We start from the raw sequence: 26,388 nt of genomic DNA, 5'->3' as shown, positions 1-26,388 counted from the left end.
TGATATTTGAATATCAAAGGTCTTGCTCATATTGCAATTCAGGCAAAAGATTATCCGGCAACAATCCGGTTTTACATTGAAGCATTGGGATTTAAGCGTGGACATCACTGGAGCCTTCCTTCGTTTCAAATCAAGGAAGCTTCGATGTTGATCTCTCCCGACGGCCGAACATGTCTCGAGGTTTTTGATGACGATGCTGTCATTCCAGTACAAGGGAAGAAAGCGCGGTCGGAAGAGGAAGTTGCTTACGGCGCTATGCTTCACCTAGCGTTTTATGTGGTAGATGTCGACAAAGCGTTTCAAACGGCACTAGCCCATGGGGCAAAACCTTATGTGGAAGCAGACAATCTAACTCTCGGAGAGCCTCCTCTTATTATCAGAAACGCTCTAGTCCATAGTCCTAATGGAGAGGTTATCGAATTTATTGAGGATGTGGATTTTGACATAGAGTCCCATAGTTCAGTGCAGTAGTTCAAAAAGGTAGTGGCATTCTAAGACTTTTTCCTATCCTAGATTGCTGCTTAAAGATCATTGAGTTGCATAGCCAGCTCTTTTTTCCTTTATTGAACGAACGAGGCAGGTTAGTTCAACAATCGGGCCATATTGTTTAGTAAGAAAAATGAAGTTTGTAAAGAAATGTACCTGTTAGTGAAAGAAGAGGGTATTGGAAAAGGTGATAAAACTAATATATTAAGGGCGAATAAAAACCATTCAAATTAAATAAATCTCGGTTTAAGTGAATGGTTTTTATCTAATTTACTTCATGTATGAATCTTTAGTTATTATTAATACAATGTTTCAATATTATCGATTAACGTTCTTATCTCTCCATCCAAGTAACGCAATAAACATGAACATACAAAGAACAATCATTAATACAAATACTTGCTTTTCATTTGCAATATAATCTCTTGTTAATCCTGCGATAATGGGAATGACTCCACCAAGCATATAACCAAATCCTTGCATCATTGAAGTCCAAGAACTTGCTTCCCTTGACGAAGAAACTGCGTTTAATGGAAGTGCCATTGTAAGAGGGAATAATCCACCAAGTCCTAAGATATTCATGTGATTTTTTGTATGGATTAAATCATTAAATTTCCTAAAGTTGAAATATAAAGCAAAACACTTCCTAAAGTCGAGATATCTTTTGAGAAAGTTTCTTTAAATTTACCTATACATATATAATTTCCAACTTTTTATTGCTATAAATCCTTACTACTCTAAGCATGGAAGTTTTATGGTTTATTTTTCTGAAATTTTATTCTTTAGGTCATAGATAAGTCGGTTAATGTTACAATCTGCCATCTATCCATTTTAAATAAGTTACTTACCCTAATAGAAGAAGCGGCTTAGATCAAAAAAATAATCTTGCCGCTTCTTTTTATATACAGAGTTACATTTAAATGTTAAGAGTGATGCTGTCTCCGTTTATGAGATTATACACGGAATTGAGCTGCCAAATCCCTTAACTCTTCTGCCAAGTTTGCAAGTGCATAAGCAGATGATGAAATTTCCTCCATTGATGCCGTTTGTTCTTCAGTCGTAGCAGAAATACTCTCTGTGCCTGCTGCGTTAGATTTAGTTATGGAGTGGATCGTATTCACACTACCAACAATTTCTTCGGTGCCTGCTGCCATTTGTTCGACTGCTGCAGATACTTCTTCTACCTGCATCGTAACACTTTGAATGGCACCTTGAATTGAAGCGAAAGTAGTACGTGTATTTTCTGTTGTTTTAATTCCTTCATTAACTCCCGCTGTTACTAACTTCATTGATTCAACAGCCGTTTGAGTATCTTTCTGTGTCTCTGAAATCAACACTTCAATTTGGTTTGAAGAAACAGCAGACTGTTCTGCTAATTTTCTAACCTCATCTGCAACGACGGCAAAGCCCTTCCCATGCTCTCCAGCACGTGCGGCTTCAATTGCGGCGTTCAGGGCAAGGAGATTTGTTTGTTCAGCAATTGCTGTAATCGAATCAATAATTTGACCGATTTCATTAGAACGTTTTCCTAACAAGTCGACAACATTGGATAAGCCTTTTACTTGTTCTGTGATGTCTATCATTTGTTGATTCATTTGATTCGCGGCATTCATACCATTTATCACTAGGGATAAAGAATCCCCTGAAAGTTCGCTTACAGCTTGAGCATTTCCAGCCACTTGTTGAACACCTGTCGAAAGCTCATTAACTGTATTGACTGTGTTGGAAACACTATTTAGTTGCTCTACTGATCCATGAGCGATAGTTTCCATCGTATTTGCAACCAACTCTGTTGCTTTTGTAGTTTCTGCTGCATTAACATTTAACTCTTCAGATGCTGAGGCTACATGATTAGCAGTTTCAGTCACTTTTGTTACTGTATTACGAATATTATTAATCATCGTGTTAAATGATTGTGTTAATTGACCGATTTCATCTTTGGATGAATATGTACCTTGGGCAGTCAAATCACCGTTGCCTGCCTTTAACATATTTGCCTGTAACTCTTTAACTGGATTCACAATTAAACGTGCAATCCAAGTTGCCAATGTAATAAAGAAAATAATGGCCACAACAGAGAGAATGGAAGAAATAAGCATAGTAGTGAATAGACTTTGTTTATTTTCTTCATTCAGTTTATTGGCATCTTCAGAACTTTGAGTCATAAGATTGCGTGCATCACTTGCCATATTCTCAGCAAAATCATCTAAAATTGTGGTGTAAATAGAATAGGCTTCTGCGTTTCGGTTCTGACTAGCCAAGTCAATAACATCTTCCATAGTGCTAAAATAACCATCAACATTGGATTTAAGAGATTTTAACAGTTTTTGTTCATCTTCATTTCCATTGTAAATAGCTTCAAATTTCTCGATTGAGTCTTTAACACTTTCAGCTCTCTCTGAGATCATTGTCTTTAGTTCAGCATTATCATTTGCATCCGTAGTAATCATGAGTTCTAAAACGAAAGAATCCATCGCACGAATATCAGTTCGAGCTTGACCGATATGTTGAATTGGCAAAAGTGATTCGTCGTACATTTCACTAGATTTTTTTGCCATATCGTTAATGTAATAAAAACTACCACCAGAAATAATCAGCAAAAATATAACAGCGGACGTAATAAGTGTTAGAAGTTTCTTTTTAATCGATAAGTTTTTCAAAATATTTCCTCCATCATCTCAATTAACTTCAAAAAAAGTGGGATATAGTAATAACATTGGATATAATGAGTAATTTAGATCTTGTAATACTATAGCACATTAAAGATTTAAATAAGAGAAGAGAGAATTATGGGATATTTATGAAAGATGAAGTGTTACAGCTTATTGCAATCGAGTTCACTCGGAAAAAATCCAAAATAAGGGGAACGAAATTCACCGTATTTGTAGGGCGCATAGTTGAATAGGAAAGTGACTAAATCATCATCTGTAGAGGCCAAATCTCACATTAAGTGTGTTGTACTAATCTATAAGGAAATAAGAAAGGGGTTAAATCCCTAAATCATTGTTTAATGACTTTTAGGATAACCCCGAATTTATACTGTTTAATGTTGTGGAAGGTGGTCTTGGCCGTTTATCGTTACTTTAGAAGCTGAAATAAGAATTTCTTTATTTGCTTCAAAATATGGTTCTAAAATATTGTAAAAAGCTTCCCATGTTTCTTCGCTTTTTTCTTGTTCTCCTTTTTTATCAAGTGCTTGGTATTCTTCATAAAGTTGTTTTAATTTCTTGCTATCTGCTTCACTAACTTTGAATTCAAAGTCAGCCATGTATTCTTCATATGTTTGAGGCTTTTCAAACTGATTAAGGAGTCCATAGAATTCTTCGTGTAACTTATCATATAACTCATCATTTTCATCTTTTAATGCTTTTTGTAAATCCCCATGAAGAGTTTTTAGTTTGGCTAAAGTTTCAGCTGGGATATCTAAAAATTCCGTGACTTCCTTATAGCTATCCATAAATTCTTCAAATGTTTCTGGTGCATTTAGCGCATCTAAATATGGTTCAAGGATTTTATCAAACTCTTCATATTTTTTGTTAGCTTTTTCCTCATCTCCACTTTTTTTAAGCTTTATCCATTCTTCATAAATAGCTTTAAGTTGTGCGTTATCGTTTTCTTTAATAATAATATTTTTCTCATTAAATCCGTAATCTTTCATATATTCTTCAAATGATTGAGGTTGCCAATTAGCTAATGTATACGGCTTTGTGATTTTATGTATTTCTTCGTAAATTTTTTCTAGTTCCTCATGTTTCTTTTCTATTTCTTCATCTGTTAATTTTATCTCTTTTGAAAATCCTTTTTGCAGCTGCTTCATTTCATTGAACAATTTTTCTAATCTTGTTAAATCTTCTTTTGTCATCTCCTTAGGGAAGTATTTTTTAAATACTTCAAATGTGAAGAAGTCTGAATAACTCTCTACAGTGTTACCTTCTACAGAGATTTCCTGTCCTTCTACTAATTTCATTTTTTCTATTTGATCATCAGAAAATTTGTGGAAACTGATAAAGTAATTTTTACCATCTTTTCCTTTGATATTCATTCCATCATCGTAAATGTCTTTAATAGTTCCTGTAATTTTTTGTTCAAGTTGAACAGTAATGCTACTATTATCTTTTGTTTCTACTGACGCAGCCCCTGCTTGAAGTGGTGTCAGAACAGCCATTCCTATTGTAAGTGATGAAGCAATCATCCAAGTTTTTTTGATCGGTTTTTTCATATGTATTTCTCCTTTTATTTAAAAAATCAGGCGTTACCAATAATTAGACGATTTACCATCTAAAAAAGTTCGTTGTTTTAAGAATAAGTTAGTTTTTTAATTAAAAAAGAGAACTAAATGACCACTCCGTGATGAACTGCCCCGTAAAAGTTAGACATAAAATCTAACTTTTACGAGGTGTTTTCATGAGCGAATTTACATCAGATGAAAAAAAGAATCGTATTACGTTATATAAATGTACCAAGAAAGTATCCATCACATTGCTCGAGAAGAAGGGGGAAGGAAACAGAATTAAGGACTTGGATCAGCATGGTATTTTTACTGTTAATAACAAAGACTTTATATACTTGTACCTAAAGAAAAAAACTTAACTATCTGCTCAAACTGATTAGTGATTGTAGAGAGAACAGTCGCATCATAAAACAGTAGTACCTAATGCACTTCGTAATAACGTGATGTGCATTTGAAACTAGGAGAGGTACAGCTTATTGCAATCGAGTTAACTCGGAAAAATTCCAAAATAGGAGGAACGAAATTTACTGTATTTTTATTTGTAGGGCATAGAAAGGCTGTTTGAATAGGAAAGTGCTAAATCATCATCTGATATCTTCTATTGAGTTTTTATGGCATATATCGATATACCATTGAATTATTTTCTCCGTTAGCATTAAACATAGTAGTTACAGAATGGTTTTTTAAGAGGAAATATCGTTGTAACCATACATAGCCGTTATCAACCATACATAGGTTTTTCTCTTCATAATTCACGAATAAAGGTTCAGTAACTAGGACTGTTTTTAATAAAGTTTAAAACCCTTGAATACTCTAGTGTCAAGGTATGATTGACTATACTTTCTTTCGATAACTCGTGGCCATTCAGAACGGTCACCGAACTTTCTTTTAAGCATACTGAACCTCCAAACTCATTTAAAATAATGGGGATACAAATTTTTATGCTGCCATATCCAGTTTCTCATCTCAAGGATCATTTCTTCATAGCTCGGTACGGTAAATGAAAAGTCTTTTCTTGTGTTGACTAGTGTTTTATCAATGTTTACGAGGGGATATGGTTGGATCATACCTTTATTTTCTTTGAAATGCGTATTGAATAATTGCAGTAACTCAAATTTTGAAATACTGCTATTGTTGACGAGGTGGTAGAGGCCCGTTGTACCTTCAAGTGATGCACGTTCAATTGCTTTAGCTAATGTTAGGGTTGTAACTCCGGTCCATATTGCACCAGTATAGCCGCGAATAGTACTATGTTGTTTCATAAACCAATTAAAAAGGCCAATGCCATCCTCCTTCAGATCAGGACCGATGATAGAATTACGAAACGTTAGATGTTGAGTGCTTTCGATCTCTCCTAGTCCCTTCGTACGATCGTAAAAGGTTTCCCCATCGCGAAGGCTTTTTTCATGATAGGGAGCGGCTTTTCCTGAGAATACACAATCTGTACTTAAATGAATAAGCTTAGTGTTACTGTTTGTTAATAAAGACTCAATGGCATGAGGCAAATAACTATTGAGATATACACTTTTCCCGCGGTCTGTTTCACATGCGTCATTTAATACACCGATACAATTGACTACAACATCATAGTCGTGATCTAAAATTAGTGATTTTAAAAAATTTGTATCTGTAATATCTCCCATAATATTATTTCCGCATGAAAAGGCTGATCGCGAATAGGTTGTTACATCATGACCCTGGGCGTACAAATAGAGTGAAATTGTGTGACCAGCCATTCCAGTAGCTCCAAGTACTAAAAATTTCAAGGTTTTCCTCCCATCCAATTTTGTAATTCTTCTTGAATGAGTGGAAGTTTTAATAATTTTTCTTTTATTTCAGCGACGGAAAGTATTTTCGTATTAGTAGAGTTGTATTCGTCGGTCAACGTAATTTTAGGAGAGCCCTCATCAAGATATTTTCCATAATTTAAATCACGGTTATCTGCAGGGATTCTATAAAAATTCCCCATATCAATGGCCTTCGCAGCTTCTTCCTTTGTTAATAACACTTCGTAAATTTTTTCGCCATGCCGTGTCCCGATAGTTTGTATTTTATTTTGAGCTTGAAAAATTTCTAGTAATGCCTGTGCTAAATCCTCAATATAAGCAGCTGGTGATTTTTGCACCATAATGTCCCCGTTGTCAGCGTGTGAGAAGGCGTATAAAACTAACTCTATCGCCTCATCAAGACTCATCATAAAGCGTGTCATTTTAGGATCGGTAATCGTTAACGGCTTGCCAGCTTTAATTTGTTCGATAAATAAAGGAATAACAGAGCCCCTTGAAGCCATGACATTTCCGTATCGTGTTCCGCAAATTAATGTTTTCTCTGGATGAACCATTCTAGACTTAGCAATAAAGGTTTTTTCCATCATCGCCTTCGAAATTCCCATTGCATTTACTGGATAAGCAGCCTTATCAGTAGAAAGGCAAATAATTTTTTTTACACCTGCTTGAATAGCCGCGGTTAAAACATTATCAGTGCCTAGGATGTTCGTCTTAACTGCTTCTAGTGGAAAAAATTCGCAAGAGGGGACTTGCTTAAGAGCGGCTGCATGGAAAACAAAATCGACATCATACATTGCATTATGAATGCTTTGGATGTCACGTACATCGCCTATAAAAAATTTGATTTTCGGATGTTGATAGAGTTTACGCATATCATCTTGCTTTTTCTCATCTCTTGAAAAGATGCGTATTTCCTTAATGTCGGTATTTAAAAACCTCTTTAATACTGCATTACCAAAAGAGCCGGTGCCACCAGTAATGAGAAGAACTTTATCTTTAAACATTGTATTATTAATTACACCTCCTGCATGCATGGAAATAAGGGCGTTATTTTAATCCTCTTCGATGTAAATCATATTCAGAATTTTCCCTTGGGAAGTTATACCAGTACGCCAATTCATTTGTATATTTACTTGTCGGGTTTTTATCCATTAATGCACAATTAAAATCCCAATCCCCGGCAATGTCTTTTCTTATGGTAAAGGTTGCATCACCTATAAAACTTCTTCGAATAATTTTAAATTGTCCAGGTAATGTGTATCGGTTTGATTCATCTTTGATAAATGCATAGCCTGCCTTCGTTAACATGTTGTAGTAGTAAATATCAAACTGACCATCTACTTGTGCTAAGACGTTTCGAATAGCGGGTAAGTAGTGATCATCACTATCTATGATAGCTACATAATCACCAGTAGCTTCTGCGATACATCGATTATAGGCTACACTAGCACCTAAATTAGTTGGATGGGTAATTATTTTTAAGGCTGGACAGTTTTTTTGATAGTCCTCTAAAAGAGCTAACGTATTATCGGTTGAGCCGTCATCGCAAACGATAATTTCATAGGCATATTCTTTAGGAATACTTTCTAACAATGTCAATATCCACTCTTCACTATTGTAGGCTGGTGATAAAAAACTAATTTTCATATAAAACCTCGATTCTTTTATTGTTAGTAGAAATGTTCATTAGGCGTAAGTAGAAGTTTTATAAATTCTATTCTGTTTACTTTGATTGACATAAAGGATTCTTTATTACAATATGCGTTGCGAGAGTGGTTCTGTAGGCAATTGCTTACATTCGTTAGTTATTTAAAAGAGAGATAAGTATTTTAAAATAAGGTGATTTTACTAGTGTGATAATGGGACTTATACTAATCTTTTCACATTATTGAACAAGAAATCATAATTTAATGAAACGCTTCATTTAAAAAAGGGGGATGTTATGTCAAAAAAGATAGCCTTCATATGTAGTGTGGAATCATATAAGCTCTCCGACGCACATATTTTCAAAGATTTATGCCTTGTTCCTATTTTGTTGGGTGAATACTTAGGCTATGATGTCACAATTTTAACGACTGAAATGAATGAAGCATTATTGAAACAAACCTTTCCTTCTGTCACTTTTCAACATATTCCTTTTGAGGATGACTATGTTGTTAATATGAATAGTTATTTAATAGAACATGCGGCGGACATCGATATTGCATTTGCGATAGGGCCTTATCCATCGTATTTATCGATCTTAAAAACTTATAAAAAATTTAATCCAAACGGAAAAATTTATATGAAATTAGATGTTAATCGGTTTTGGTTAAGTCGATTAAAAACTTATCCGTATTTTACGGAGTTACTCCAGCTTTGTGATGTGCTTTCGTCTGAATGTGAATCCATTCAAAGCTCTATTCATGATTTTTTGAATTTGGATATTAAACATATTCCTAATGGCTTTTATGAACTGTTTCAAACAGAGCCAGTTCCGTTTAAAGAGAAAGAAAATAGAATAGTAACGGTAGGTCGTTTAGATGCTCCTGAAAAACAAATTCTTCTAGCGGTAAAAGCATTTTTAGAAGCACAGCTTGCAGAATGGGAGTTTCGGTTAATAGGTCCAATGTCAGAGGCGTTTAGACAGGAGCTGTTGAACGTGCTAGATGGAAATCCATTCGCAGCACAGGTCATTATGTTGGGACCGATTTATGATAAGGTCCGATTGGAGGAGGAGTATAGAAAGGCTAAAATTTTTTGCCTTACCTCTGTCGTAGAATGTTACGCACATGTATTTGCTGAAGCCGCAAAGAATGGTTGTTATATTGTTACGACTGATGTCGATGGGGCTACAGATATTACCCATAATCAGCGCTTCGGGACAATTCATCCGACACATGATTGGCAAAGTGTTGGGCGGACATTGCAGCAGGTAACGAAACAGGAAGATTTATTGGCTGATACTTGCGAACACCTTCAAGCTTTTGCAAGAGAGGAATTAAATTGGAAACATATTGTACAAAAGGTAGCCGAATATTTAAATGAAAAGTCAAATTAAAGTGTATATATTTACTCGAATAAGAGGAGTGTTTTTTAAAAGTTAAGGCTGATGTTAGAGGCCAAGGTGGGCAAAGTATTAATGCTAAGGTCTTTCAATATTGTGAGCAGTAGCATGCTCGTTATGTAACGTTGCAAACGGCAACAGACAATATGTAAAATCAATAAAAAATCCCCTAGATTTTTCACATCTAGGGGATTGTTCTGTTATCGACCTTCAGCTGAAAATACTATCCTTCGATTAGATTCATTTTTTTAGTCCAAGGAGATGTTAGTTCTTATTTTATTTCAAGCGTATAAGGTTGTGTACTTGCTCTGCCGTAAGAATCACTTACTTCAATATAGAAAGTTCCTTTATCCAGTTCGATTGTACCTACTTCAGCATCTCCAGTTCCATAAAGATCTAAAGTTTCTACTGTTTTTCCTTTTGCATCGATGATACGGATGACACCATCTAGTGCTTTTTCTGTTTCAAGAGAGAAGAACACATTGCGTTTGCTGTCGTTTTTGAATTCAAAATAGTCCTTATCACCAAATGGAACACCAGCATTTAGATATTGAGTAGCTACCCATTTATCGTCTTTTTTCGTAAGTGTTGTTGGTTTTGTCGGTATACCGTTAACTAACTTAGAATCTGCATCTTCATCTACTCTTTTATGATCAAACAAAGTTAAATTATATGGTTGGATGGATAATTCTCCAACATTATTTCCGTTAATAACTATAAAATACCCGTGATCTTTTTTAGCTTTAAAAGAAGTATTTACATCTGTTGTTCCTCCAAGGCCCAGTAGTATTTCAAGGAGGTTTTCACCTTGTCCAAATTGAATTTCTGTTGCCATTTCTTTTGGATCAATATCCATATTACCATTTGTATCTTCAATAATGGAGCCTGTAAACTTTAAGTCTTTTTGAAGCTCTTTAGGTAATTGATCTAGCTCTTCATTTGTAAATGGTATAGAAGAAACGAGAAGACTCATGACTTCATCTTTGCCCTTTTGTTTATAATAGTAGAAATCAGTATCATCTTGATAGATGAGATGATTTTTATAAGTTGTATTTGGTCGAATCGTTTGAGCTGCTAATGGTGTATTATTATTTCTTTTATCGTCTTCTGGAATAGCTGCCATTTTACTTGTTTTAAGTGTATATGGTTCAGAAGAACGTTCACCAATATTTTCTACTTTTACAACATATGTTTTGTCCTTTTTCAATGCAACTGTTTTAGCATCGTTTGGATCACTTGTTGATCCAAAAAGTAGACTGAGTAATCCCATATCATTACTTAATGAAGTAACTGGGATTAATTCATTTGCTTCCTCATCATATTCAAATATAGTACCAGCTGGTGATTGGTTCATACCTTTTTGAATTTTGAAACCGTAAACGGCATCTTCTTTAGTTGTAAATGTGAAGTAATCTTGATCGTCTTCTGTTTGGAAGTAAGCTTTTTGATCTTGACCAATATCAAAACGAATCGCTTGGTTCATAATTTGGTCAACGTCTTCTGGTTGTCCCATAGCATCTGGATTCATGAATATGTTCATAAAATCATTTAATTGATTACGTTTTTTAGCTTTATATTCAGTTAAAGGTAAAATATCCGTTTGGACATTGTTATTTTCTAGCATTCCTTCGTTTAATGGAAGACCGTCTTCGTCTTTAGGAAGGCTAATGACTTCACCTTTTAATGTGTAAGGAATGATTGATTCACTAACAGTTTGCTCAGTTTCAATACCGCCGCTAAAGAACATATCAAGTGAAAAATTGGTACTGTTTACATTAGAAACGCTAATTACATACTCTTCTTCAGGCATAGCATCGATAACCAAGCTTAGGCCATCGCCTTTATCCGCACCATATGATGCTCGGATTGGATATGCCTCATATAAACCTTCAGCATCGTCTTCCTCTGTCGGCACATTAACTAAGTCTTCTTTTAGATAAAGCTCCATGGAAGCAGTAACACCTGGAGTACCAGTTAAATCAAATTTCAGTGTCGTTGGTTCATTCACTGAAAATGTAAAATAATCTTTATCACCTAGGTGATCTTCAGAGAGTAGGGTATAGTTTTTTCCCGCAGTACTGAATGGGAATTTTTGAATCTTCTCCATATGTTCCATATCTAATGGATCAACTGGTAATTTTTTAGTTGTTTGAGCTGTGAAGACGTAGTTAGACTCGCCCTTTGAGCTATAGCTGCCATTATGATCTTTAACTCCAATAAGAAGAGTTCCCTTTTGATCTGCTTTATATAGGTATCCTTCTTGCTTACCTACCCGAACATCATTAACGTTAATTGGTTCTACCTCTTCGGTGCTTCCTTCAGGGTAGAAGTATAAATCAAATGCATAATCGTATTTGTTTGCACCTTTTAATGTCAATTGAGCATGTTCATTTGCTTCTAAATCAACCTTGTACCATTTCTTTTCGTCTGGTTGCTTGAATTCACCTTTTTCAGTATTAAGTGTATCTTTTTTAAGAGCTTTTGCGTTTTTCATACGCTCTTCTTTTGTTTCTGAATACTGTTTTGGTAGATTTTTAATATTAAACTGTAATGCTTTTACAGGATCTACAAGACCATGACCATAAGTAAGATCAAAGCCCTTATCACCTAAATCCTTTGCGGTCATTTCGAGAATAGCTTCTATTTCATGTGGCTTTAAATCTGGATATTTTGATTTTAGTAGGGATGCCACACCTGCAACAACAGGAGATGCCATCGATGTTCCACTAAATTTTACAAATGATGCTCCTTTTTTCTCATCATGAACTGTACTGTATACTTCTTCACCTGGAGCAACTAGGTCAACTGATGGACCATAATTTGAATAGCTTGATAGTTTGTTTCTTTCATTTGTTGAACCTACACTAATAACGCCTTCGTAAGAAGCAGGGAAGGAGTAATTATCTGTCGATTCATTTCCAGCAGCAGCTACAATGGTAACGCCTTTATCGATTGCTTTCTGAACGGCTTCCTTCATTAATGGAGATTCACCATAACCGCCAAGGCTCATATTGATAACATCAGCGCCTTGCTCAATCGCGTAAAGGATTCCTTGTGCAATGACGAAATCATTAGCACCATCTTTTCCGTTGAATACATCGATTGGAAGAAGCTTGGCATTTGGATTAATCCCATGTCCTCCAATACCATTATCTTTTGCAGCGCCAATAATTCCTGCTACATGCGTTCCATGATCACCAGGATAAGAAGTATTGGCTGGTGCTGCAGCATTATATGGTGGGAGCACTTGAGATTTTAAATCGGGATGTTTAAAATCTACACCAGAATCGATAACGGCTACTTTTACATCATTTTTGCCTGCTAATTCTAGTGCTTTATCAATTTGAAGTAAACTCAAATGGTACATATCCTGTTTCTTTGGATCTACTTCTGTACCAAAGGAATGATACACATAGCTTGGAGATACACTTTTAACCCCTTTTTGCTTCGCATAATATGAAACTGCTTTTTCTAAATTTGTTCCCTTGTTAATTTGGATAACATCGTATCCTAATGAAGGAATAGAGCGAATCACTTTTGCGCCAATTTTTTTGTGCACATTCTTATCAAGACCGGAATGTTTGACGATAATAGTATCCTGACTAACCCATTCTTTTTGATTCTTAGATGATTGATCCTTATTGCTAGCTACTTTCACTAACTCTTGATTCTTTGCTGTTTTTTGCGGTGCTTCTGCAAAGGCAGAAGTAGCAGGAACCATTAGTGCTGCAGATGCTACTAAAGCAACTGATTTTTTCTTCCAGTTTTTCAACTGTTTTCCCTCCTTGAGTGTTCCAAATATTTGTGACATCTATACTATTACGTATGAGTGATAGAAAAGTTTCGTAATAAGTATATATTTTTCCAAAAGAACCATTCTATATTTTACCATATTCAAAGCCGTTATAAAAATATGTAGAAGGGAGGTCGAAAATCCTCCCAGGACCAAGGGTAAAATTTACTCGATTTGTGAGATTGGAGTAGTAGTGGGATTCAACCACAATGGAAGAGTACCAACTATGGACAAATTGTCTTAAAGCTGCTCAATAAATCTGTGTAAATCTTTCTTCGAACGAGGCATTTTAATATTTTTCTCAAATAAATTTTTCTTTTGTAAGGCAATGGCTATTTCAAAGACCCATGGGCGTTCAAGATGGGCTCTTTCAAGCAAGTCCTCTTGGAAGAACATTTCAACTGGATCCCCATTATAAATAATTCTTCCAGCTTCCATCACAACTATTTGATCTGCCCATTCATAGGCTAATGGAATATCATGCGTAGCTAGTAAAATTGTTCGTTCACCGTTCTCTAGCGTAGCTAAATACTGTAAAACTTGTGCGCTATAATAATTATCTAGTCCAGCTGTCGGTTCATCTAATAATAAAACGGAAGGTTCCATTGCAAGTACTCCTGCCATCGCGACACGTTTTTTCTGTCCAACACTTAAAAAATGGATCGGTTTATCTAGCAATGCATCGACTTCGGTTTGAGCGACAGCCCACGCAATTTTCTCTTCAATTTTTTCTGCTGTCCAGCCAAGATTCAAAGGACCAAATGCAATATCCTGCTTAACTGTGCCAGAAAAAAGCTGGTTGTCTGCATCCTGAAAAACAATACCAACCTGTTGGCGTAATTCTTTTAATGCTTTTCTACTATAGTTCAGTTCATTGCCACAAAAGGATATACTTCCAGAGGTAGGCTTCAAAATACCATTTAAATGCTGAAATAACGTTGATTTTCCAGCACCATTATGACCAAGTAAAACGATTTTTTTCCCCTTTGGAATTTGAAGTGTAATATCTGTTAAGGCATGAGTTCCATCTGCATAAGCGTAGGATAAATGTGTTAAGTCAAAGTATAAATCAGTCATCAGAAAAGACCTCCATAAATGATGAGGAGTATAAAAATAGCAGCAATACCTACCCAATTTTTCTTGTTATAGATAATATCATCTTGCCAATAGACAGTTTCACCACCACGCGCTTCCATCGCATTGTTTAGCTCACGACTGCGTTGGAACATCTCGACAAATAAAGCAGCAATCAGTATAGAGACCGAGCGAAGCCATTGCATAGGAGAGCTGTACCCTAGACGAGCCTGCTGAGCAAGATGAATTTTTTGCATACTATCTAAAAAGATAAAAATAAATCGATACGTTAGTTCTACTAGCTCTACGAATAGGGTAGGGAGTCGCCACTGTCGCAGGACATAACAAATAGACTGGACTGATGTCGTAAGAATTAAAAAATACAAACAGCTTATACTGCCAAGGACGATGAAAAAAAGTTGTTGCGCTGTCACTAAGCTCGCACTGCCAATAAATATTTTCCAATGATGAATAGAAAATGACCAAATAATTGGAGGAAGCGTGCTTGTTGATGGCGCTATAGAAATTAAAATGGATGCTAGACTCGAAAGTAAAAAAAATCCGGGTAGCAATAGTAATTTTGCGTAATATTTAGCTGGGATTTTCGCACCTAAAATGATAAAAGCACTCATCACAATAAAAGTAATGAGTGAGATTCGTTCATCTCTCATGATAAGCGACAATAAAAGCAGTCCAAGGGAAAACGTCATTTTTTCTAGCGGATGAACAGACGCTAGTTTATTCATATAAGCATACTTATCAATGAGTAACATCGCTTAACCCTCTTTATGTTTACCGCGCATTAAGCCGATGAAATAGCCAATAAATCCGGCGCCAATAGCAGCTTGGAGTGCGAATAATAAGCTTTCTATTTCACCACTTGGTGGCTCCCATAAGCTTTCAAACCAAGGCTCGTAGTTAGCATCTATTTCACCAATTGCTGCCTCCGCTTCGCCATCAGCACCTTCAAAATCTGCGCCTTTTTGAATGAAGAGGGGTATGATTGCTAACAACACAACAATTGCTAATAGCAGTAAATTTTTTTTCATGTTAGTGAGCCTCCTTTGCCGAGAAAACGCGTAAAGCTTTTAATTCACTCACATTGTATTTTTTCAAGAAATTCATAACGATCACTGTTAAAATACCTTCACTAACAGCAAGAGGAATTTGCGTGAACGCAAAAATGCTAGCAAACTTTGTGAATGAAGCCATAAAGCCTCCAACCTCAGAAGGGAAGGCAAGAGCTAATTGTACAGAAGTGACAATATATGTACCTAAGTCACCAAGCATTGCTGCTAAAAAGACGGCGATGGAAAAAGATAGTCCCATTTTTTGAGAGCCATGGAAAACGTAATAAGCAATAATAGGACCAGCAATTGCCATAGAAAAGGCATTAGCACCTAAAGTTGTCAGCCCGCCGTGTGCTAAAAGTAGAGATTGAAATAATAATACGATTGTCCCGATAACACTCATCACTAATGGTCCAAAAAGAACTGTTCCAAGGCCAACTCCTGTCGGATGTGAACAACTTCCTGTTACAGAAGGGATTTTTAAAGCTGATAGCACAAAGGCAAAGGCACCCGATAGACCTAAAATCATTTTTGTTTCAGGATTTTCATCAATGGTTTTACGAATAGAACGTAATCCTAAAATAATAAATGGAATGGATAAGACCCACCAAAAAATCGCCCATTCAATTGGCAAATAGCCCTCCATAATGTGCATCGCAAATGCACGATCTGGCACGAATAAAAATGCTAATAAGAAATAACTAAGCTTCCAACCTGAGAATTTCAAAACCTCTCCTCCTCACATTAAAATAGTTCGAATTAGTATGCGATGCGAAAACAAAAAAGCACTTCTCCAATTGTGGAAAAGTGCATAGCTAAAAATGCAAATAAAATTCTAATTTGCTCAGCCGCACACCTATCCTCGTAGGTTCAAACGATCACATATTTTTCGGCAGGTCTCCTGGCTTTAGCTCAACGTTTTATAGGCCTTCCCATCCCTTGGACAGTGGCATAATCTATAAAACTCCCTATTACAGTGGCGGGACCGCGCCGGAATTAAACCGGCTTCCCTTTTAAGCGAATTGATGAACAATTCACACCGAAAAAAGATGAAATTGTGATTTCATGCCAAAGTGTAACATAATTTTCCATATAAATGCTATACTTTTCAAGTAAAAATTTTTAATTGAGTGTCTATGTCGAAAATTCAGATAAACAGAAAAGGAATGTCATATTTTTCATTAAAAAATTACTGAAAATGTCACAAATTTAGAAAGAAATATTGAAATTTTAAAAAAATAAGCTATGATAGAAACAGTTTTTAATTTTATAAAAAATAATAATTTCATATAAAACATCCATAAGTGCTTGAATATTTTCAAGATAATAGGGAAATCGGTGAGAATCCGATACAGCCCCCGCTACTGTAATAGCTGATGAAATCGCGGATGCCACTAGTGAGAACTAGGAAGGCGCGAAAGTAAAAGGAAGCTTAAGTCAGGAAACCTGCTTATGTGATGATGCATGCAAACTTTTCGGAGGGAGAAGTTGAAGCGAGAGCGAGTACCTGTATATATTCGTTTTTATTTGGCTTCTACTAAACCTTTACTCTTCGTCTAGAGTAAAGGTTTTTCTTTTTCCTAAAAGCAAATGAGGGGAGAAAAACGATGACAACTTGGAATTTAGAGGGAATGAAAACACATCTTTTTATTTGCAATGGTAGTAGCTGTATGAAAAAAGATGCTGAGGACATTACTCAGGCAATTCGTGATGAAATACAAGTACTGGAACTTGATAAGGAAATACATACGACAAGGACTCGCTGTAATGGTAGGTGTAAGGATGCTTGTGTTGTCATTGCATATCCTCAAGGAAATTGGTACCGTGTGCCGACAACAGAGCATGCGAAGGCACTCGTACAAGATTTAAATCATGAATCTTTACATAATGAGCATGTCTTTACTTTACGTGAAGGATCTTTACAGCGTACAGCACAAACAACAGCCATTAAAGGTATTGAAAAAGTGAAAGAGGGGTAACAAAATGGCGCAAAAAGGTAAGATTTTCGTAGTTGGCTTTGGCCCTGGAGACTTTAAACATATTACGACTCGTGCTGTAGAGGCACTACAACAAAGTCATATGATTATTGGTTATAAAACCTATGTTGAGCTTATTCAAGATTTAGTTAGTGCAAAGTCGATTATTAGTACTGGTATGACAGAGGAAGTTTCACGTGCACAGGAAGCGGTACGTCAAGCAGAGGCTGGAAGTATCGTATCGGTTATTTCTAGCGGTGATGCCGGTGTTTATGGGATGGCAGGATTAGTCTATGAAGTATTAATCGAGCTAGGCTGGACAGAAGCCACTGGTATCGAAGTAGAAATTGTTCCAGGTATTTCTGCTATTAATTCGTGTGCAAGTTTACTAGGTGCTCCTATTATGCACGACGCTTGTACCATTAGTTTAAGTGATCATTTAACACCTTGGAATTTAATTGCTAAGCGGGTAGAAGCAGCGGCAATGGCAGATTTTGTTATTGCACTTTATAACCCTAAAAGTGGACGACGTACGAGACAAATCGTAGAGGCTCAACGAATTTTATTAGAATATCGTTCGCCAGATACACCAGTTGGACTTGTGAAAAGCGCGTATCGTGACCGTCAGGAAATTACGATGACGACTTTAGCAGAAATGCTTGAACATGATATCGGCATGTTAACAACAGTTATTATCGGGAATTCAACAACATTTTTCTATGACAATAAAATGATTACACCACGTGGTTATCAGCGTAAATATACACTTGGAGAAGAAAAACAACCGTTACGACCACATCAACGACTGAAGGAAGAAAATGAACCATGGGCAATGAATCAAGAAACTGGGGCAGCGCGAAATGATTTTGCAACCGATCCGAATGCCAATCGTATAAAGCCCAGTTTAGCTATAACACCACAACCAAAGCCTAAAAAGTCATCGCTTGAAATGGCAACAGCAGCTCTGGCAAAGGTGAAGGGAACTAGCGCTGTGAAAGTAACACCTAAGCTCGTTCAACAAAAAATCGAATCTGTTTTTGAATTAGCTGTTAGTCCTGGGGTAGCCAATAAGTTCTTTACTCCTCAACAAATGATGACATTAGCTGAGGTAGTTGGTGAGGAAGGAACGATGGAGTATACACCAGACCACCAAATTCATTTAAAAATTCCTACGTCTGAGCCAGGAGAGATTACAGCAAAGCTTCGTGAAGTGGGCTTTTTACTAACACCAATTGGTGACGTACTTTCGTTAAAGGCTTGTGATTTCTGTTACGGAGAAAAAACCGATTCGATTCCATATGCGGAAGAGATTCAAGAGAAGCTTGGTGGCATGTCGTTACCGAAAACATTGAATATTGGCTTTAATGGTTGTGGTATGGCGTGTTATCGAGCCGTATTTGATGATATTGGCATTGTTTATCGTAAAAGTAAATTCGATGTTTTTATTGGTGCCAAGCCTGTTGGTCGGACAGCACATGCGGCTCAGCCTGTTGTTGAGGGATTAGAGCCTGAACAGCTAATACCGCTTATTACCGACATTATCGAAGAATATAAAGCAAATGCACATCCAAATGAACGTTTGTTTAAATACTTCAAGCGTGTGAAAAAGATCCTACATTTTACGTATCAGGATATGTCTTCAAAAATAAAAGTTGAGCCAGCTCCATGCGGCGACTAGTGAGGGGTAATGAGATGAAAGCAATTTTATTTGTCGGCCACGGGAGCCGTTTAGAAGCAGGAAATGAAGAGGTACGCACGTTCATCGAGCAAATGAAACCTCGTATTGATGAGAATTTTTTAGTAGAAACATGTTTTTTAGAGTTTGCCTCGCCGAATATTGAAGAAGGTATTACTAACTGTGTGAAGAAGGGCGCTACAGAAGTGCATGTTATTCCGATTATTCTACTTCATGCTGGACATTCAAAAATGCATATTCCAGCAGAAATCGAACATGCGCGTGAGCATTATCCAAATATTACGTTCACATATGGTCAAACAATCGGTATCCATGAAGAAATATTTGCGATTTTAGAAGATCGTTTAACAGAAATCGGCTTTAATGCTGAAGAAGAACATAAGGATACTGCGGTTTTATTAATTGCACGAGGCGGCAGTGACCCATATGCAAATGGTGATTTTTATAAAATTACACGCCTGTTATGGGAGAAACTCCCGGTTCAATATGTAGAAAGCGCATTTATGGGGGTTACAGATCCTCGTGTTGAAGAAGGCATTGAGCGATGTGTGAAGCTAGGTGCTAAAAAAATCATTATGCTACCGTACTTTTTATTCACTGGTATCTTAATGGAACGAATGAATGGTATGTGTAAGCAATTTAACGAAAAATATGCTGACTGTGATATTCAAATTGCCAATTATTTTGGCTATCATGAGCGTTTACAAAATGTGTTATTAGAGCGAATTGAACAAGCTGTGAATGGTACATCAACAGGTATGCAAGATTTAGAAAATTATCGTGCTTATGCGGCGGTTCATGGACATGCGCATCATCATCACCACCATGAACATGATCATCACCATCATGATCATCATCATCATGAAGAGGAGCCAGTGCAATGATCTTCATGTTAGCGGGGACGAGCGACGCAAGGAGTCTAGCACTTGAATTACAGTCAGGAGGGTACGCTGTGACAGCAACGGTCGTTACTGATTCAGCAGCCTCAAGCCTTGCAGAAGTGGACCTACCACATTTGGTCGGTCGATTAACGGCTGAAGAAATGGCGACGATTATTACGGAGCAAGGATACCGATTAGTTGTAGATGCCTCTCATCCATTTGCTGAAGAAGCTTCAAAAAATGCGATGGCAGCAGCCGAGCAAGCAAATGTACCGTATATTCGCTATGAACGTGCCCACGAGCATTATGCACATCCACTTATTACGGTTGTGAAAGATTACGAGGAGGCTGCTCACTTAGCAGCTGAAAAACGTGGTGTGATCATGCTAACGACAGGCAGTAAAACGCTAGCGACCTTTACAAAGGTATTACATGGCTTAGAAAATACGCGAGTGATCGCGCGCATGCTTCCTCGACTCGATAATATGGAAAAATGCGAAGCACTCGGTGTGGCACAAAGAGATATTGTTGCCATACAAGGTCCGTTTTCAAAGGAATTAAACGAAGCACTGTTTCGTCAATATGATGTGACATTGATGATTACGAAAGAAAGCGGCAAGGTTGGCTCGGTGGATGAAAAGCTGGACGCAGCTCTTGCATGTGGCATTGAAACGATTTTAATCGCGAGACCAAATATCAAATATGGACAGCAATATTCTACATTTAAAGATGTATTACAGGCTGTACAAAACATATTTTAGGAGGCAATTCAGATGGACTTTAAAACAGATTTCAAACCATTAACAGTAGACCCAGATAAAATTTACGATTACAGTTTCTCAATTATTGCAGAGGAAATGGGCGAGCATAATTTCTCAGAAGATGAGTGGAAAGTTGTACGTCGCATCATTCACGCTTCTGCTGACTTTGAACTAGGGCGTAGCGTAATTATTACACCAGGAGCGATTGAAGCGGGTATTAAATCAATTCTTGCAGGTCGCCATGTCATTGCAGATGTACAAATGATTGAAAGTGGTTCAGGGAAAAAACGCTTCCAAAAGCATGGTGGCGATCTACACTGCTATATTGCAGATGAAGACGTTTCAGTTGAAGCGAAAAAACAAAACACAACACGTGCGATTATCTCTATGCAAAAGGCTGCTAAATTACATGAAGGTGGTATTTACGCAATTGGTAATGCGCCGACAGCATTGCTTGAATTAATTCGTTTAATTAAAGAAGGTTTAGCGAAACCAGATTTAATTATCGGCATGCCAGTTGGCTTCGTTTCTGCTGCTGAATCGAAGGAAGAACTATTAAAAATAGAAGGTATTCCATACATTACAAATGTTGGCCGAAAAGGCGGTAGTACAGTGACGGTTGCCGCATTGAATGCAGTCTCACTTCTAGCGGATGAACAGGCGAAAAAATAATGGAGCGGAAGCCTAAAAAAGATCCTAAAGACATGCGTCACGGTTATACAACGGGATCCTGTGCAACTGCAGTAACAAAGGCTGCTTTACTCGCCTTAATTACAAAGGAAGAGCAAGAAACAAGTACCATTCATTTACCGATTGGGCGAGATGCAACTTTTACAATAGAAAAATGTACATTTCAGAACAATGCAGTAAGCTGTGAAACGATTAAAGATGCTGGTGATGACCCAGATGCAACCCATAAAGCACTTATTGTTGGCACAGTAAGCTGGGCGGATCTACCAGGTATTCATCTTGACGGTGGAATTGGTGTCGGGCGCGTAACAAAGCCCGGCTTACCAGTACCTGTCGGAGAAGCAGCCATCAATCCTGTGCCACGAAAGATGATTCATAGTACTGTACAAGGCGTACTTGATGAATTTCAAATTAAACGAGGCGTTAACGTAGTTATTTCCGTCCCTGAAGGTGAGGAAATTGCTAAAAAAACGTTAAATGGGCGCCTTGGTATTATTGGAGGCATCTCCATTTTAGGCACAAGGGGAACCGTCGTGCCTTTTTCGAGTTCCGCGTATATGGCCAGTATCGTCCAAGCGATTAGTGTTGCAAAAGAGGCTGGTTGTGAGCATTTAGTTGTCACTACAGGTGGACGCAGTGAAAAGTATGCAATGGCACAATACCCTGATTTGCCAGAGGAAGCGTTCATTGAGATGGGCGATTTTGTTGGCTTTACATTAAAGCATTGTAAGCGACTTGGTATGAAGAAAGTATCGCTTGTTGGGATGATGGGGAAATTCTCGAAAGTGGCACAAGGTGTCATGATGGTGCACTCCAAAAGTGCTCCTATCGATTTTAATTTTTTAGCTCAATTAGCAGTGGATATAGGGGCAGATAAAGAAACCGTAGCCGAGGTACAAGAGGCTAACACTGCTTCACAAGTTGGTGAAATTATGGCGGGAAAAGGTTATGATGCATTTTTCAACCGTTTATGTGAGGCGTGCTGCTATTCATCCATACATCACATTAGAGGCGGTTTAACGCTTTCCACATCGATCTATTCGATGCAGGGACAATTATTAGGAAGGGCTGATGACATTGCATCAATCGATGAAATTGATTGGGATCGGGGATAACGGACAAGAAAGCTTACTACCGCAATACGTGCAGTGGATTGAAGACTGTGAGGTGCTTGTTGGTGGAGAGCGTGTTTTAGAATTTTTCCCGAACTTCACCGGTGAAAAAATGTTGATTAAAGGTGGTCTTTCAGCGCTAGTTGAAAGATTGTCTGCAGAAACGAGAGATACAGTTATTTTAGCGTCAGGAGATCCATTATTTTACGGGATCGGTGGGTATTTAGCGAAAAAGCTAGACATTGATGTTTATCCATATATGAGCTCAGTGCAGCTTGCTTTTTCTAAGATGGGAGAAAGCTGGCATGACGCGTATGTCACAAGTATTCATGGGCGCTCGATGAAAGGATTAGCACAACGTATTGATGGTAAAAAGAAAGTGGCACTGCTAACAGATGCAGAGAATAATCCAAATGAGTTGGCACGTTATTTAAAGCATTTTGGTATGACAGAATACCGTGCATTTGTGGCAGAAAATTTACAGGGCACAAATGAAAAATTCGGCTGGTATTCGCTTGATGAATTAGAAATGGCTGATTTTTCTCCTTTAAATGTAGTCATTTTACAGCAAACTTCAGTGCCGAAACGCTATGCACTCGGTATTGATGATGAAGAATTTTCGCAGCGCAAGCCCGATAAAGGTCTAATTACGAAAAAAGAAATTCGTGTCTTAAGTTTACAAGCAATGCAGCTACAAAAGGATAGTATCATTTGGGACGTTGGTACATGTACTGGTTCGATGGCTATTGAGGCCGGTAAGCTTGCACCAGAAGGTCAAATATTTGCAATAGAAAAAAACGCACCTGATTTGGACAATTGCTTGCAAAATCAGCAAAAGTTTCGTGTAGATATTACAGCTATTCATAGTAAAGCGCCAGCAGGACTTGAAAACTTCCCTGACCCGAATGCGATATTTATCGGCGGCACAGGAGGAGAAATGGTGGAGCTCTTACAATTGTGCTGTTCACGCATAAAGCCAAATGGTCGTATTGTATTGAATGCTGCAACTATTGAAAATTTATATAAGGCTGTCGAAGCGTTTAAATCTTGCGGCTTTGCCGTTGATATATTGCAGGCGCAACTTGCACGCAGCAAACCAATATTAGATATGACACGTTTTGTCCCATTAAATCCGATTTACATTATTTCTGCATATCGAAAGGAAGAAAATCATGAGTAATCTTGGTATTTTATATGGCTTGGGCGTAGGTCCTGGCGATCCAGAGTTAATTACAGTTAAGGCATTCCGTGTCATTCAGGAATCGCCTGTTATCGCATATCCGAAAAAACTAAAAGGCAGTAAAAGCTACGCACATCGTATCGTAGATGTCTACATTAACCCGGAAGAAAAGGATATGCTTGGCTTAGTATTTCCAATGACAAAGGATGAAGCTGTATTAGAACGTGAATGGACGAAATCAGTTCAACTTGTCTATGAAAAATTAAAAGAAGGGAAGGACGTCGCATTCGTAACAGAAGGAGACCCATTATTATATAGTACGTTCATCCATATGATGAAGCTTATGCAGGATATGCACCCTGAAGTTGAAATTCGAACAGTTCCTGGTATTTCTTCGTTCAACGGTTCAGCATCACGACTTGGAATTGCGCTGGCAGATGGCGATGACCGTGTTGCCATTGTACCTGCTCATGATGACTATGAGGCTATGCGTGAAGCGATTGAAAGTCACGATGCAGTAGTATTCATAAAAGTAGCGAAGGTTATTGATTTAATGCTTGAGGTACTACGTGATTTAGACTTACTTGATAAGGCATCAGTCGTAACGAAGGTAACATCTGATGAGGAAATCATTTGGGATGTACGCGAACTAGACGGTGTCGATCTAGAATATTTAACGTTAATGGTGGTGCGTAAATAATGAAGAAAATATATATTGTCGGCGCTGGTCCTGGTGATCCAGATTTAATTACAGTTAAAGGCTTACATATGCTACAAACAGCAGACGTTGTTATGTATACAGATTCTTTAGTGAATGAAGACCTTATTGCAAAGGCAAGACCAGATGCAGAGGTTATTCGCACAGCAGGTATGCATTTAGAGGAAATGGTAGCGGTCATGGTAGATCGTGTTAACGCTGGTAAAGTAGTAGCTCGTATGCATACGGGAGACCCAGCTATGTATGGCGCAATCATGGAGCAGGTGGCTCTATTAAAAAAAGAAGGCATTGGTTATGAGGTTATTCCTGGTGTAAGCTCTGTCTTCGCTTCTGCAGCGGCAATCGGGGCAGAATTAACAATTCCTGACTTAACACAAACACTTATTTTAACGCGTGCCGAAGGACGTACACCTGTGCCAGAATTCGAAAAGCTACGCGATTTAGCGAGTCATCACTGTACAATCGCATTATTCCTGAGCGCAACGCTAACAAAGAAAATAGTAAAAGAATTACAAAGTGCTGGCTGGGCTGATGATACACCAGTAGCTGTTATTCAACGAGCTTCTTGGCCAGATCAAAAAATCGTACGTACAACATTAATTGAACTGGATGAAGCAATGCGTGTGAACGGTATTCGTAAGCATGCGATGATTTTAGCTGGATGGGCATTAGATCCAACTATTCATGATAAAGATCAATATCGTTCGAAATTATATGATGCTACTTTCACACATGGCTTTAGAAAAGGTGTGAAGACAAGTGATTGAGTTACAAGAGGGCGTCTTACCAGAGGTTGACCAACGAAATTCATATGCAGTTGTCGCCATTACAAAGCATGGTGTTCAAATTGGACGTCGCTTGCAGCATACATTTGCTGCGAGCGACTTGTATTACATGAGCAAATTTGAGCAGGGGGATGAAGCAGAAAAGCATATTCAAATGTTTACAGGTACTGTGCGTTTACTGCTCCCTACTCTTTTTAAGCAATATAAAGGCTTAATTTTAATCATCTCACTCGGTGCAGTTGTCCGCATGATAGCACCGATTTTAAAGGATAAAAAGACAGATCCAGGCGTAGTGGTAATTGACGACCGTGGTGAAAATGTAATTAGCGTTTTATCGGGACATCTTGGTGGCGCCAATGAGTTAACACATGAAGTTGCGGCAGCGCTTGGAGCAAATCCAATTATTACGACAGCTTCAGATGTGCAAAAAACGATACCGGTTGATTTATTTGGGGCACGTTTTGGTTGGGTATGGGATAGTGCTGATAAACTGACACCTGTAAGTGCCTCTGTTGTAAACGAGGAGCATGTTGCAATCGTTCAGGAAACGGGAGAACGTGACTGGTGGATGCGTGACACAGCGATGCCAGAGCATATTAAAATTTATCCGACAACAAATGCAGCGATTGAAGCGAAACCACATGCGACATTGCTCATTACTGATCGCATCATTGAACAAGAAGAAGAAGTGCTCCTTGAAAATGGTGTAGTTTATCGACCGAAATCGGTCGTGCTTGGCATGGGCTGTAATCGCGGGACATCTGTGGAAGAAATTGAGCAAGTTATCGATGAAGCGCTTGCTGAGCTGAAGCTTTCGAAAAAAAGTGTCAAAGCGTTATGTACGATTGATTTAAAGAAAGACGAGCAATGCTTCCTTGAAATAACGAAGAAATACGATTGGGAATTTGTTACGTATTCACCGGCGGAATTAAATGAAATTGATTTCCCATCACCTTCGGAAACCGTTTTTAAATATACCGGAGCATACGGTGTGAGTGAGCCTGCTGCAATGCGTTATACGCAAGTGGAGTCGCTTGTACTAGAAAAGAAAAAATCAGGCAATGCTACTATTTCTGTTGCTAGATTAATATTTTAAGGAGGA

The 26,388-nt window shown here is 37.7% G+C and carries 23 protein-coding genes and 2 riboswitches; of the genes, 12 read left to right on the top strand and 11 right to left on the bottom strand.

What is annotated here, in order from left to right; translation table 11 throughout:
* Window positions 1-6 precede the first annotated feature (6 nt).
* Complete coding sequence (locus AC3WSO_RS15405; protein WP_492532017.1) at window positions 7-471, top strand: VOC family protein; 465 nt, start codon at window positions 7-9, stop codon at window positions 469-471.
* A gap of 333 nt (window positions 472-804) precedes the next feature.
* Here AC3WSO_RS15405 and AC3WSO_RS15400 read toward each other — a convergent pair whose 3' ends face one another.
* The 6 genes from AC3WSO_RS15400 to AC3WSO_RS15375 form a co-directional block, all read right to left on the bottom strand.
* Window positions 805-1,068: a hypothetical protein gene (locus AC3WSO_RS15400; RefSeq protein WP_492532015.1), complete on the bottom strand. Its 264-nt coding sequence runs from the start codon at window positions 1,066-1,068 to the stop codon at window positions 805-807.
* 371 nt (window positions 1,069-1,439) lie between these two features.
* Window positions 1,440-3,146, bottom strand: a complete 1,707-nt coding sequence (locus tag AC3WSO_RS15395) for a methyl-accepting chemotaxis protein (RefSeq protein ID WP_492532014.1) — start codon at window positions 3,144-3,146, stop codon at window positions 1,440-1,442.
* Between the two features lie 383 nt (window positions 3,147-3,529).
* Window positions 3,530-4,705: a hypothetical protein gene (locus AC3WSO_RS15390; protein ID WP_492532012.1), complete on the bottom strand. Its 1,176-nt coding sequence runs from the start codon at window positions 4,703-4,705 to the stop codon at window positions 3,530-3,532.
* A 923-nt stretch (window positions 4,706-5,628) separates the two neighbouring features.
* Window positions 5,629-6,483: an SDR family oxidoreductase gene (locus tag AC3WSO_RS15385; protein ID WP_492532010.1), complete on the bottom strand. Its 855-nt coding sequence runs from the start codon at window positions 6,481-6,483 to the stop codon at window positions 5,629-5,631.
* Window positions 6,480-7,508, bottom strand: a complete 1,029-nt coding sequence (locus AC3WSO_RS15380; protein WP_492532009.1) for a polysaccharide biosynthesis protein — start codon at window positions 7,506-7,508, stop codon at window positions 6,480-6,482. Before AC3WSO_RS15380 ends, AC3WSO_RS15385 begins: the two co-directional genes overlap by 4 nt.
* Window positions 7,509-7,551: 43 nt before the next feature.
* Entirely contained in the window at window positions 7,552-8,151 is a 600-nt protein-coding gene (locus AC3WSO_RS15375) for a glycosyltransferase family 2 protein (protein ID WP_492532007.1), read from the bottom strand.
* A gap of 295 nt (window positions 8,152-8,446) precedes the next feature.
* On the opposite strand from AC3WSO_RS15375, the gene AC3WSO_RS15370 reads away from it, so the two are divergent.
* Entirely contained in the window at window positions 8,447-9,544 is a 1,098-nt protein-coding gene (locus AC3WSO_RS15370) for a glycosyltransferase family 4 protein (protein ID WP_492532005.1), read from the top strand.
* Between the two features lie 277 nt (window positions 9,545-9,821).
* On the opposite strand, the gene AC3WSO_RS15365 is transcribed toward AC3WSO_RS15370, so the two are convergent.
* The 5 genes from AC3WSO_RS15365 to AC3WSO_RS15345 form a co-directional block, all read right to left on the bottom strand.
* On the bottom strand, window positions 9,822-13,322 hold the full coding sequence (locus tag AC3WSO_RS15365) for a S8 family peptidase (protein ID WP_492532003.1): 3,501 nt from the start codon (window positions 13,320-13,322) through the stop codon (window positions 9,822-9,824).
* A 261-nt stretch (window positions 13,323-13,583) separates the two neighbouring features.
* Window positions 13,584-14,420 (bottom strand): energy-coupling factor ABC transporter ATP-binding protein, encoded by an 837-nt coding sequence (locus tag AC3WSO_RS15360; RefSeq protein WP_492532001.1) that lies wholly within the window; start codon window positions 14,418-14,420, stop codon window positions 13,584-13,586.
* Entirely contained in the window at window positions 14,420-15,190 is a 771-nt protein-coding gene (cbiQ, locus tag AC3WSO_RS15355) for a cobalt ECF transporter T component CbiQ (RefSeq protein WP_492532000.1), read from the bottom strand. The genes AC3WSO_RS15360 and cbiQ overlap by 1 nt, the downstream gene beginning before the upstream one ends.
* Before the next feature lie 3 nt (window positions 15,191-15,193).
* A complete protein-coding gene (locus AC3WSO_RS15350) occupies window positions 15,194-15,466 on the bottom strand; it encodes an energy-coupling factor ABC transporter substrate-binding protein (protein WP_079561978.1) in 273 nt (90 codons plus the stop codon).
* A 1-nt stretch (window position 15,467) separates the two neighbouring features.
* A complete protein-coding gene (locus AC3WSO_RS15345) occupies window positions 15,468-16,214 on the bottom strand; it encodes an energy-coupling factor ABC transporter permease (protein ID WP_492531998.1) in 747 nt (248 codons plus the stop codon).
* Between the two features lie 147 nt (window positions 16,215-16,361).
* A riboswitch (cobalamin riboswitch) is annotated at window positions 16,362-16,546 on the bottom strand.
* 226 nt (window positions 16,547-16,772) lie between these two features.
* A riboswitch (cobalamin riboswitch) is annotated at window positions 16,773-16,956 on the top strand.
* Between the two features lie 138 nt (window positions 16,957-17,094).
* On the opposite strand from AC3WSO_RS15345, the gene AC3WSO_RS15340 reads away from it, so the two are divergent.
* Genes AC3WSO_RS15340 through AC3WSO_RS15295 form a run of 10 tightly spaced genes read left to right on the top strand, consistent with a single transcriptional unit; the run spans window position 17,095 to window position 26,382 of the window.
* Window positions 17,095-17,466 carry a (2Fe-2S) ferredoxin domain-containing protein gene (locus tag AC3WSO_RS15340; protein WP_079561980.1) on the top strand — a complete coding sequence of 124 codons (372 nt, stop codon included), beginning with the start codon at window positions 17,095-17,097 and terminating at the stop codon, window positions 17,464-17,466.
* Between the two features lie 4 nt (window positions 17,467-17,470).
* On the top strand, window positions 17,471-19,141 hold the full coding sequence (gene cobJ, locus AC3WSO_RS15335) for a precorrin-3B C(17)-methyltransferase (protein WP_492531996.1): 1,671 nt from the start codon (window positions 17,471-17,473) through the stop codon (window positions 19,139-19,141).
* Between the two features lie 14 nt (window positions 19,142-19,155).
* On the top strand, window positions 19,156-20,043 hold the full coding sequence (locus tag AC3WSO_RS15330; RefSeq protein WP_492531994.1) for a sirohydrochlorin chelatase: 888 nt from the start codon (window positions 19,156-19,158) through the stop codon (window positions 20,041-20,043).
* Window positions 20,040-20,801 (top strand): precorrin-6A reductase, encoded by a 762-nt coding sequence (gene cobK, locus AC3WSO_RS15325; protein ID WP_492531993.1) that lies wholly within the window; start codon window positions 20,040-20,042, stop codon window positions 20,799-20,801. Before AC3WSO_RS15330 ends, cobK begins: the two co-directional genes overlap by 4 nt.
* Before the next feature lie 12 nt (window positions 20,802-20,813).
* Window positions 20,814-21,473 carry a precorrin-8X methylmutase gene (locus AC3WSO_RS15320; protein ID WP_492531991.1) on the top strand — a complete coding sequence of 220 codons (660 nt, stop codon included), beginning with the start codon at window positions 20,814-20,816 and terminating at the stop codon, window positions 21,471-21,473.
* Complete coding sequence (locus tag AC3WSO_RS15315; RefSeq protein WP_492531989.1) at window positions 21,473-22,606, top strand: cobalt-precorrin-5B (C(1))-methyltransferase; 1,134 nt, start codon at window positions 21,473-21,475, stop codon at window positions 22,604-22,606. Before AC3WSO_RS15320 ends, AC3WSO_RS15315 begins: the two co-directional genes overlap by 1 nt.
* On the top strand, window positions 22,563-23,783 hold the full coding sequence (gene cbiE, locus AC3WSO_RS15310) for a precorrin-6y C5,15-methyltransferase (decarboxylating) subunit CbiE (protein WP_492531987.1): 1,221 nt from the start codon (window positions 22,563-22,565) through the stop codon (window positions 23,781-23,783). The genes AC3WSO_RS15315 and cbiE overlap by 44 nt, the downstream gene beginning before the upstream one ends.
* Window positions 23,776-24,483, top strand: a complete 708-nt coding sequence (cobI, locus tag AC3WSO_RS15305; protein ID WP_079561987.1) for a precorrin-2 C(20)-methyltransferase — start codon at window positions 23,776-23,778, stop codon at window positions 24,481-24,483. The genes cbiE and cobI overlap by 8 nt, the downstream gene beginning before the upstream one ends.
* Window positions 24,483-25,268, top strand: a complete 786-nt coding sequence (cobM, locus tag AC3WSO_RS15300; protein WP_197143132.1) for a precorrin-4 C(11)-methyltransferase — start codon at window positions 24,483-24,485, stop codon at window positions 25,266-25,268. The genes cobI and cobM overlap by 1 nt, the downstream gene beginning before the upstream one ends.
* Window positions 25,261-26,382: a cobalt-precorrin 5A hydrolase gene (locus tag AC3WSO_RS15295; protein WP_492531985.1), complete on the top strand. Its 1,122-nt coding sequence runs from the start codon at window positions 25,261-25,263 to the stop codon at window positions 26,380-26,382. Before cobM ends, AC3WSO_RS15295 begins: the two co-directional genes overlap by 8 nt.
* Window positions 26,383-26,388: the final 6 nt, after the last annotated feature.

Source organism: Lysinibacillus sp. EB106-09-02-XG168 (genome assembly GCF_058791475.1).
This window is presented reverse-complemented; position numbering and strand designations above follow the sequence as displayed.

What these genes read in the sequence shown, in the direction of transcription:
- cobK (WP_492531993.1), top strand. Translation starts at nt 20,040, where the DNA reads ATGATCTTCATGTTAGCGGGGACGAGCGACGCAAGGAGTCTAGCACTT.
- cbiE (WP_492531987.1), top strand. Translation starts at nt 22,563, where the DNA reads ATGACATTGCATCAATCGATGAAATTGATTGGGATCGGGGATAACGGA.
- AC3WSO_RS15330 (WP_492531994.1), top strand. Translation starts at nt 19,156, where the DNA reads ATGAAAGCAATTTTATTTGTCGGCCACGGGAGCCGTTTAGAAGCAGGA.
- cbiQ (WP_492532000.1), bottom strand. Translation starts at nt 15,190, where the DNA reads ATGTTACTCATTGATAAGTATGCTTATATGAATAAACTAGCGTCTGTT.
- AC3WSO_RS15380 (WP_492532009.1), bottom strand. Translation starts at nt 7,508, where the DNA reads ATGTTTAAAGATAAAGTTCTTCTCATTACTGGTGGCACCGGCTCTTTT.
- AC3WSO_RS15390 (WP_492532012.1), bottom strand. Translation starts at nt 4,705, where the DNA reads ATGAAAAAACCGATCAAAAAAACTTGGATGATTGCTTCATCACTTACA.
- AC3WSO_RS15315 (WP_492531989.1), top strand. Translation starts at nt 21,473, where the DNA reads ATGGAGCGGAAGCCTAAAAAAGATCCTAAAGACATGCGTCACGGTTAT.
- cobI (WP_079561987.1), top strand. Translation starts at nt 23,776, where the DNA reads ATGAGTAATCTTGGTATTTTATATGGCTTGGGCGTAGGTCCTGGCGAT.
- AC3WSO_RS15350 (WP_079561978.1), bottom strand. Translation starts at nt 15,466, where the DNA reads ATGAAAAAAAATTTACTGCTATTAGCAATTGTTGTGTTGTTAGCAATC.
- AC3WSO_RS15400 (WP_492532015.1), bottom strand. Translation starts at nt 1,068, where the DNA reads ATGAATATCTTAGGACTTGGTGGATTATTCCCTCTTACAATGGCACTT.
- AC3WSO_RS15360 (WP_492532001.1), bottom strand. Translation starts at nt 14,420, where the DNA reads ATGACTGATTTATACTTTGACTTAACACATTTATCCTACGCTTATGCA.
- AC3WSO_RS15320 (WP_492531991.1), top strand. Translation starts at nt 20,814, where the DNA reads ATGGACTTTAAAACAGATTTCAAACCATTAACAGTAGACCCAGATAAA.
- cobJ (WP_492531996.1), top strand. Translation starts at nt 17,471, where the DNA reads ATGGCGCAAAAAGGTAAGATTTTCGTAGTTGGCTTTGGCCCTGGAGAC.
- AC3WSO_RS15375 (WP_492532007.1), bottom strand. Translation starts at nt 8,151, where the DNA reads ATGAAAATTAGTTTTTTATCACCAGCCTACAATAGTGAAGAGTGGATA.
- AC3WSO_RS15340 (WP_079561980.1), top strand. Translation starts at nt 17,095, where the DNA reads ATGACAACTTGGAATTTAGAGGGAATGAAAACACATCTTTTTATTTGC.
- AC3WSO_RS15370 (WP_492532005.1), top strand. Translation starts at nt 8,447, where the DNA reads ATGTCAAAAAAGATAGCCTTCATATGTAGTGTGGAATCATATAAGCTC.
- cobM (WP_197143132.1), top strand. Translation starts at nt 24,483, where the DNA reads ATGAAGAAAATATATATTGTCGGCGCTGGTCCTGGTGATCCAGATTTA.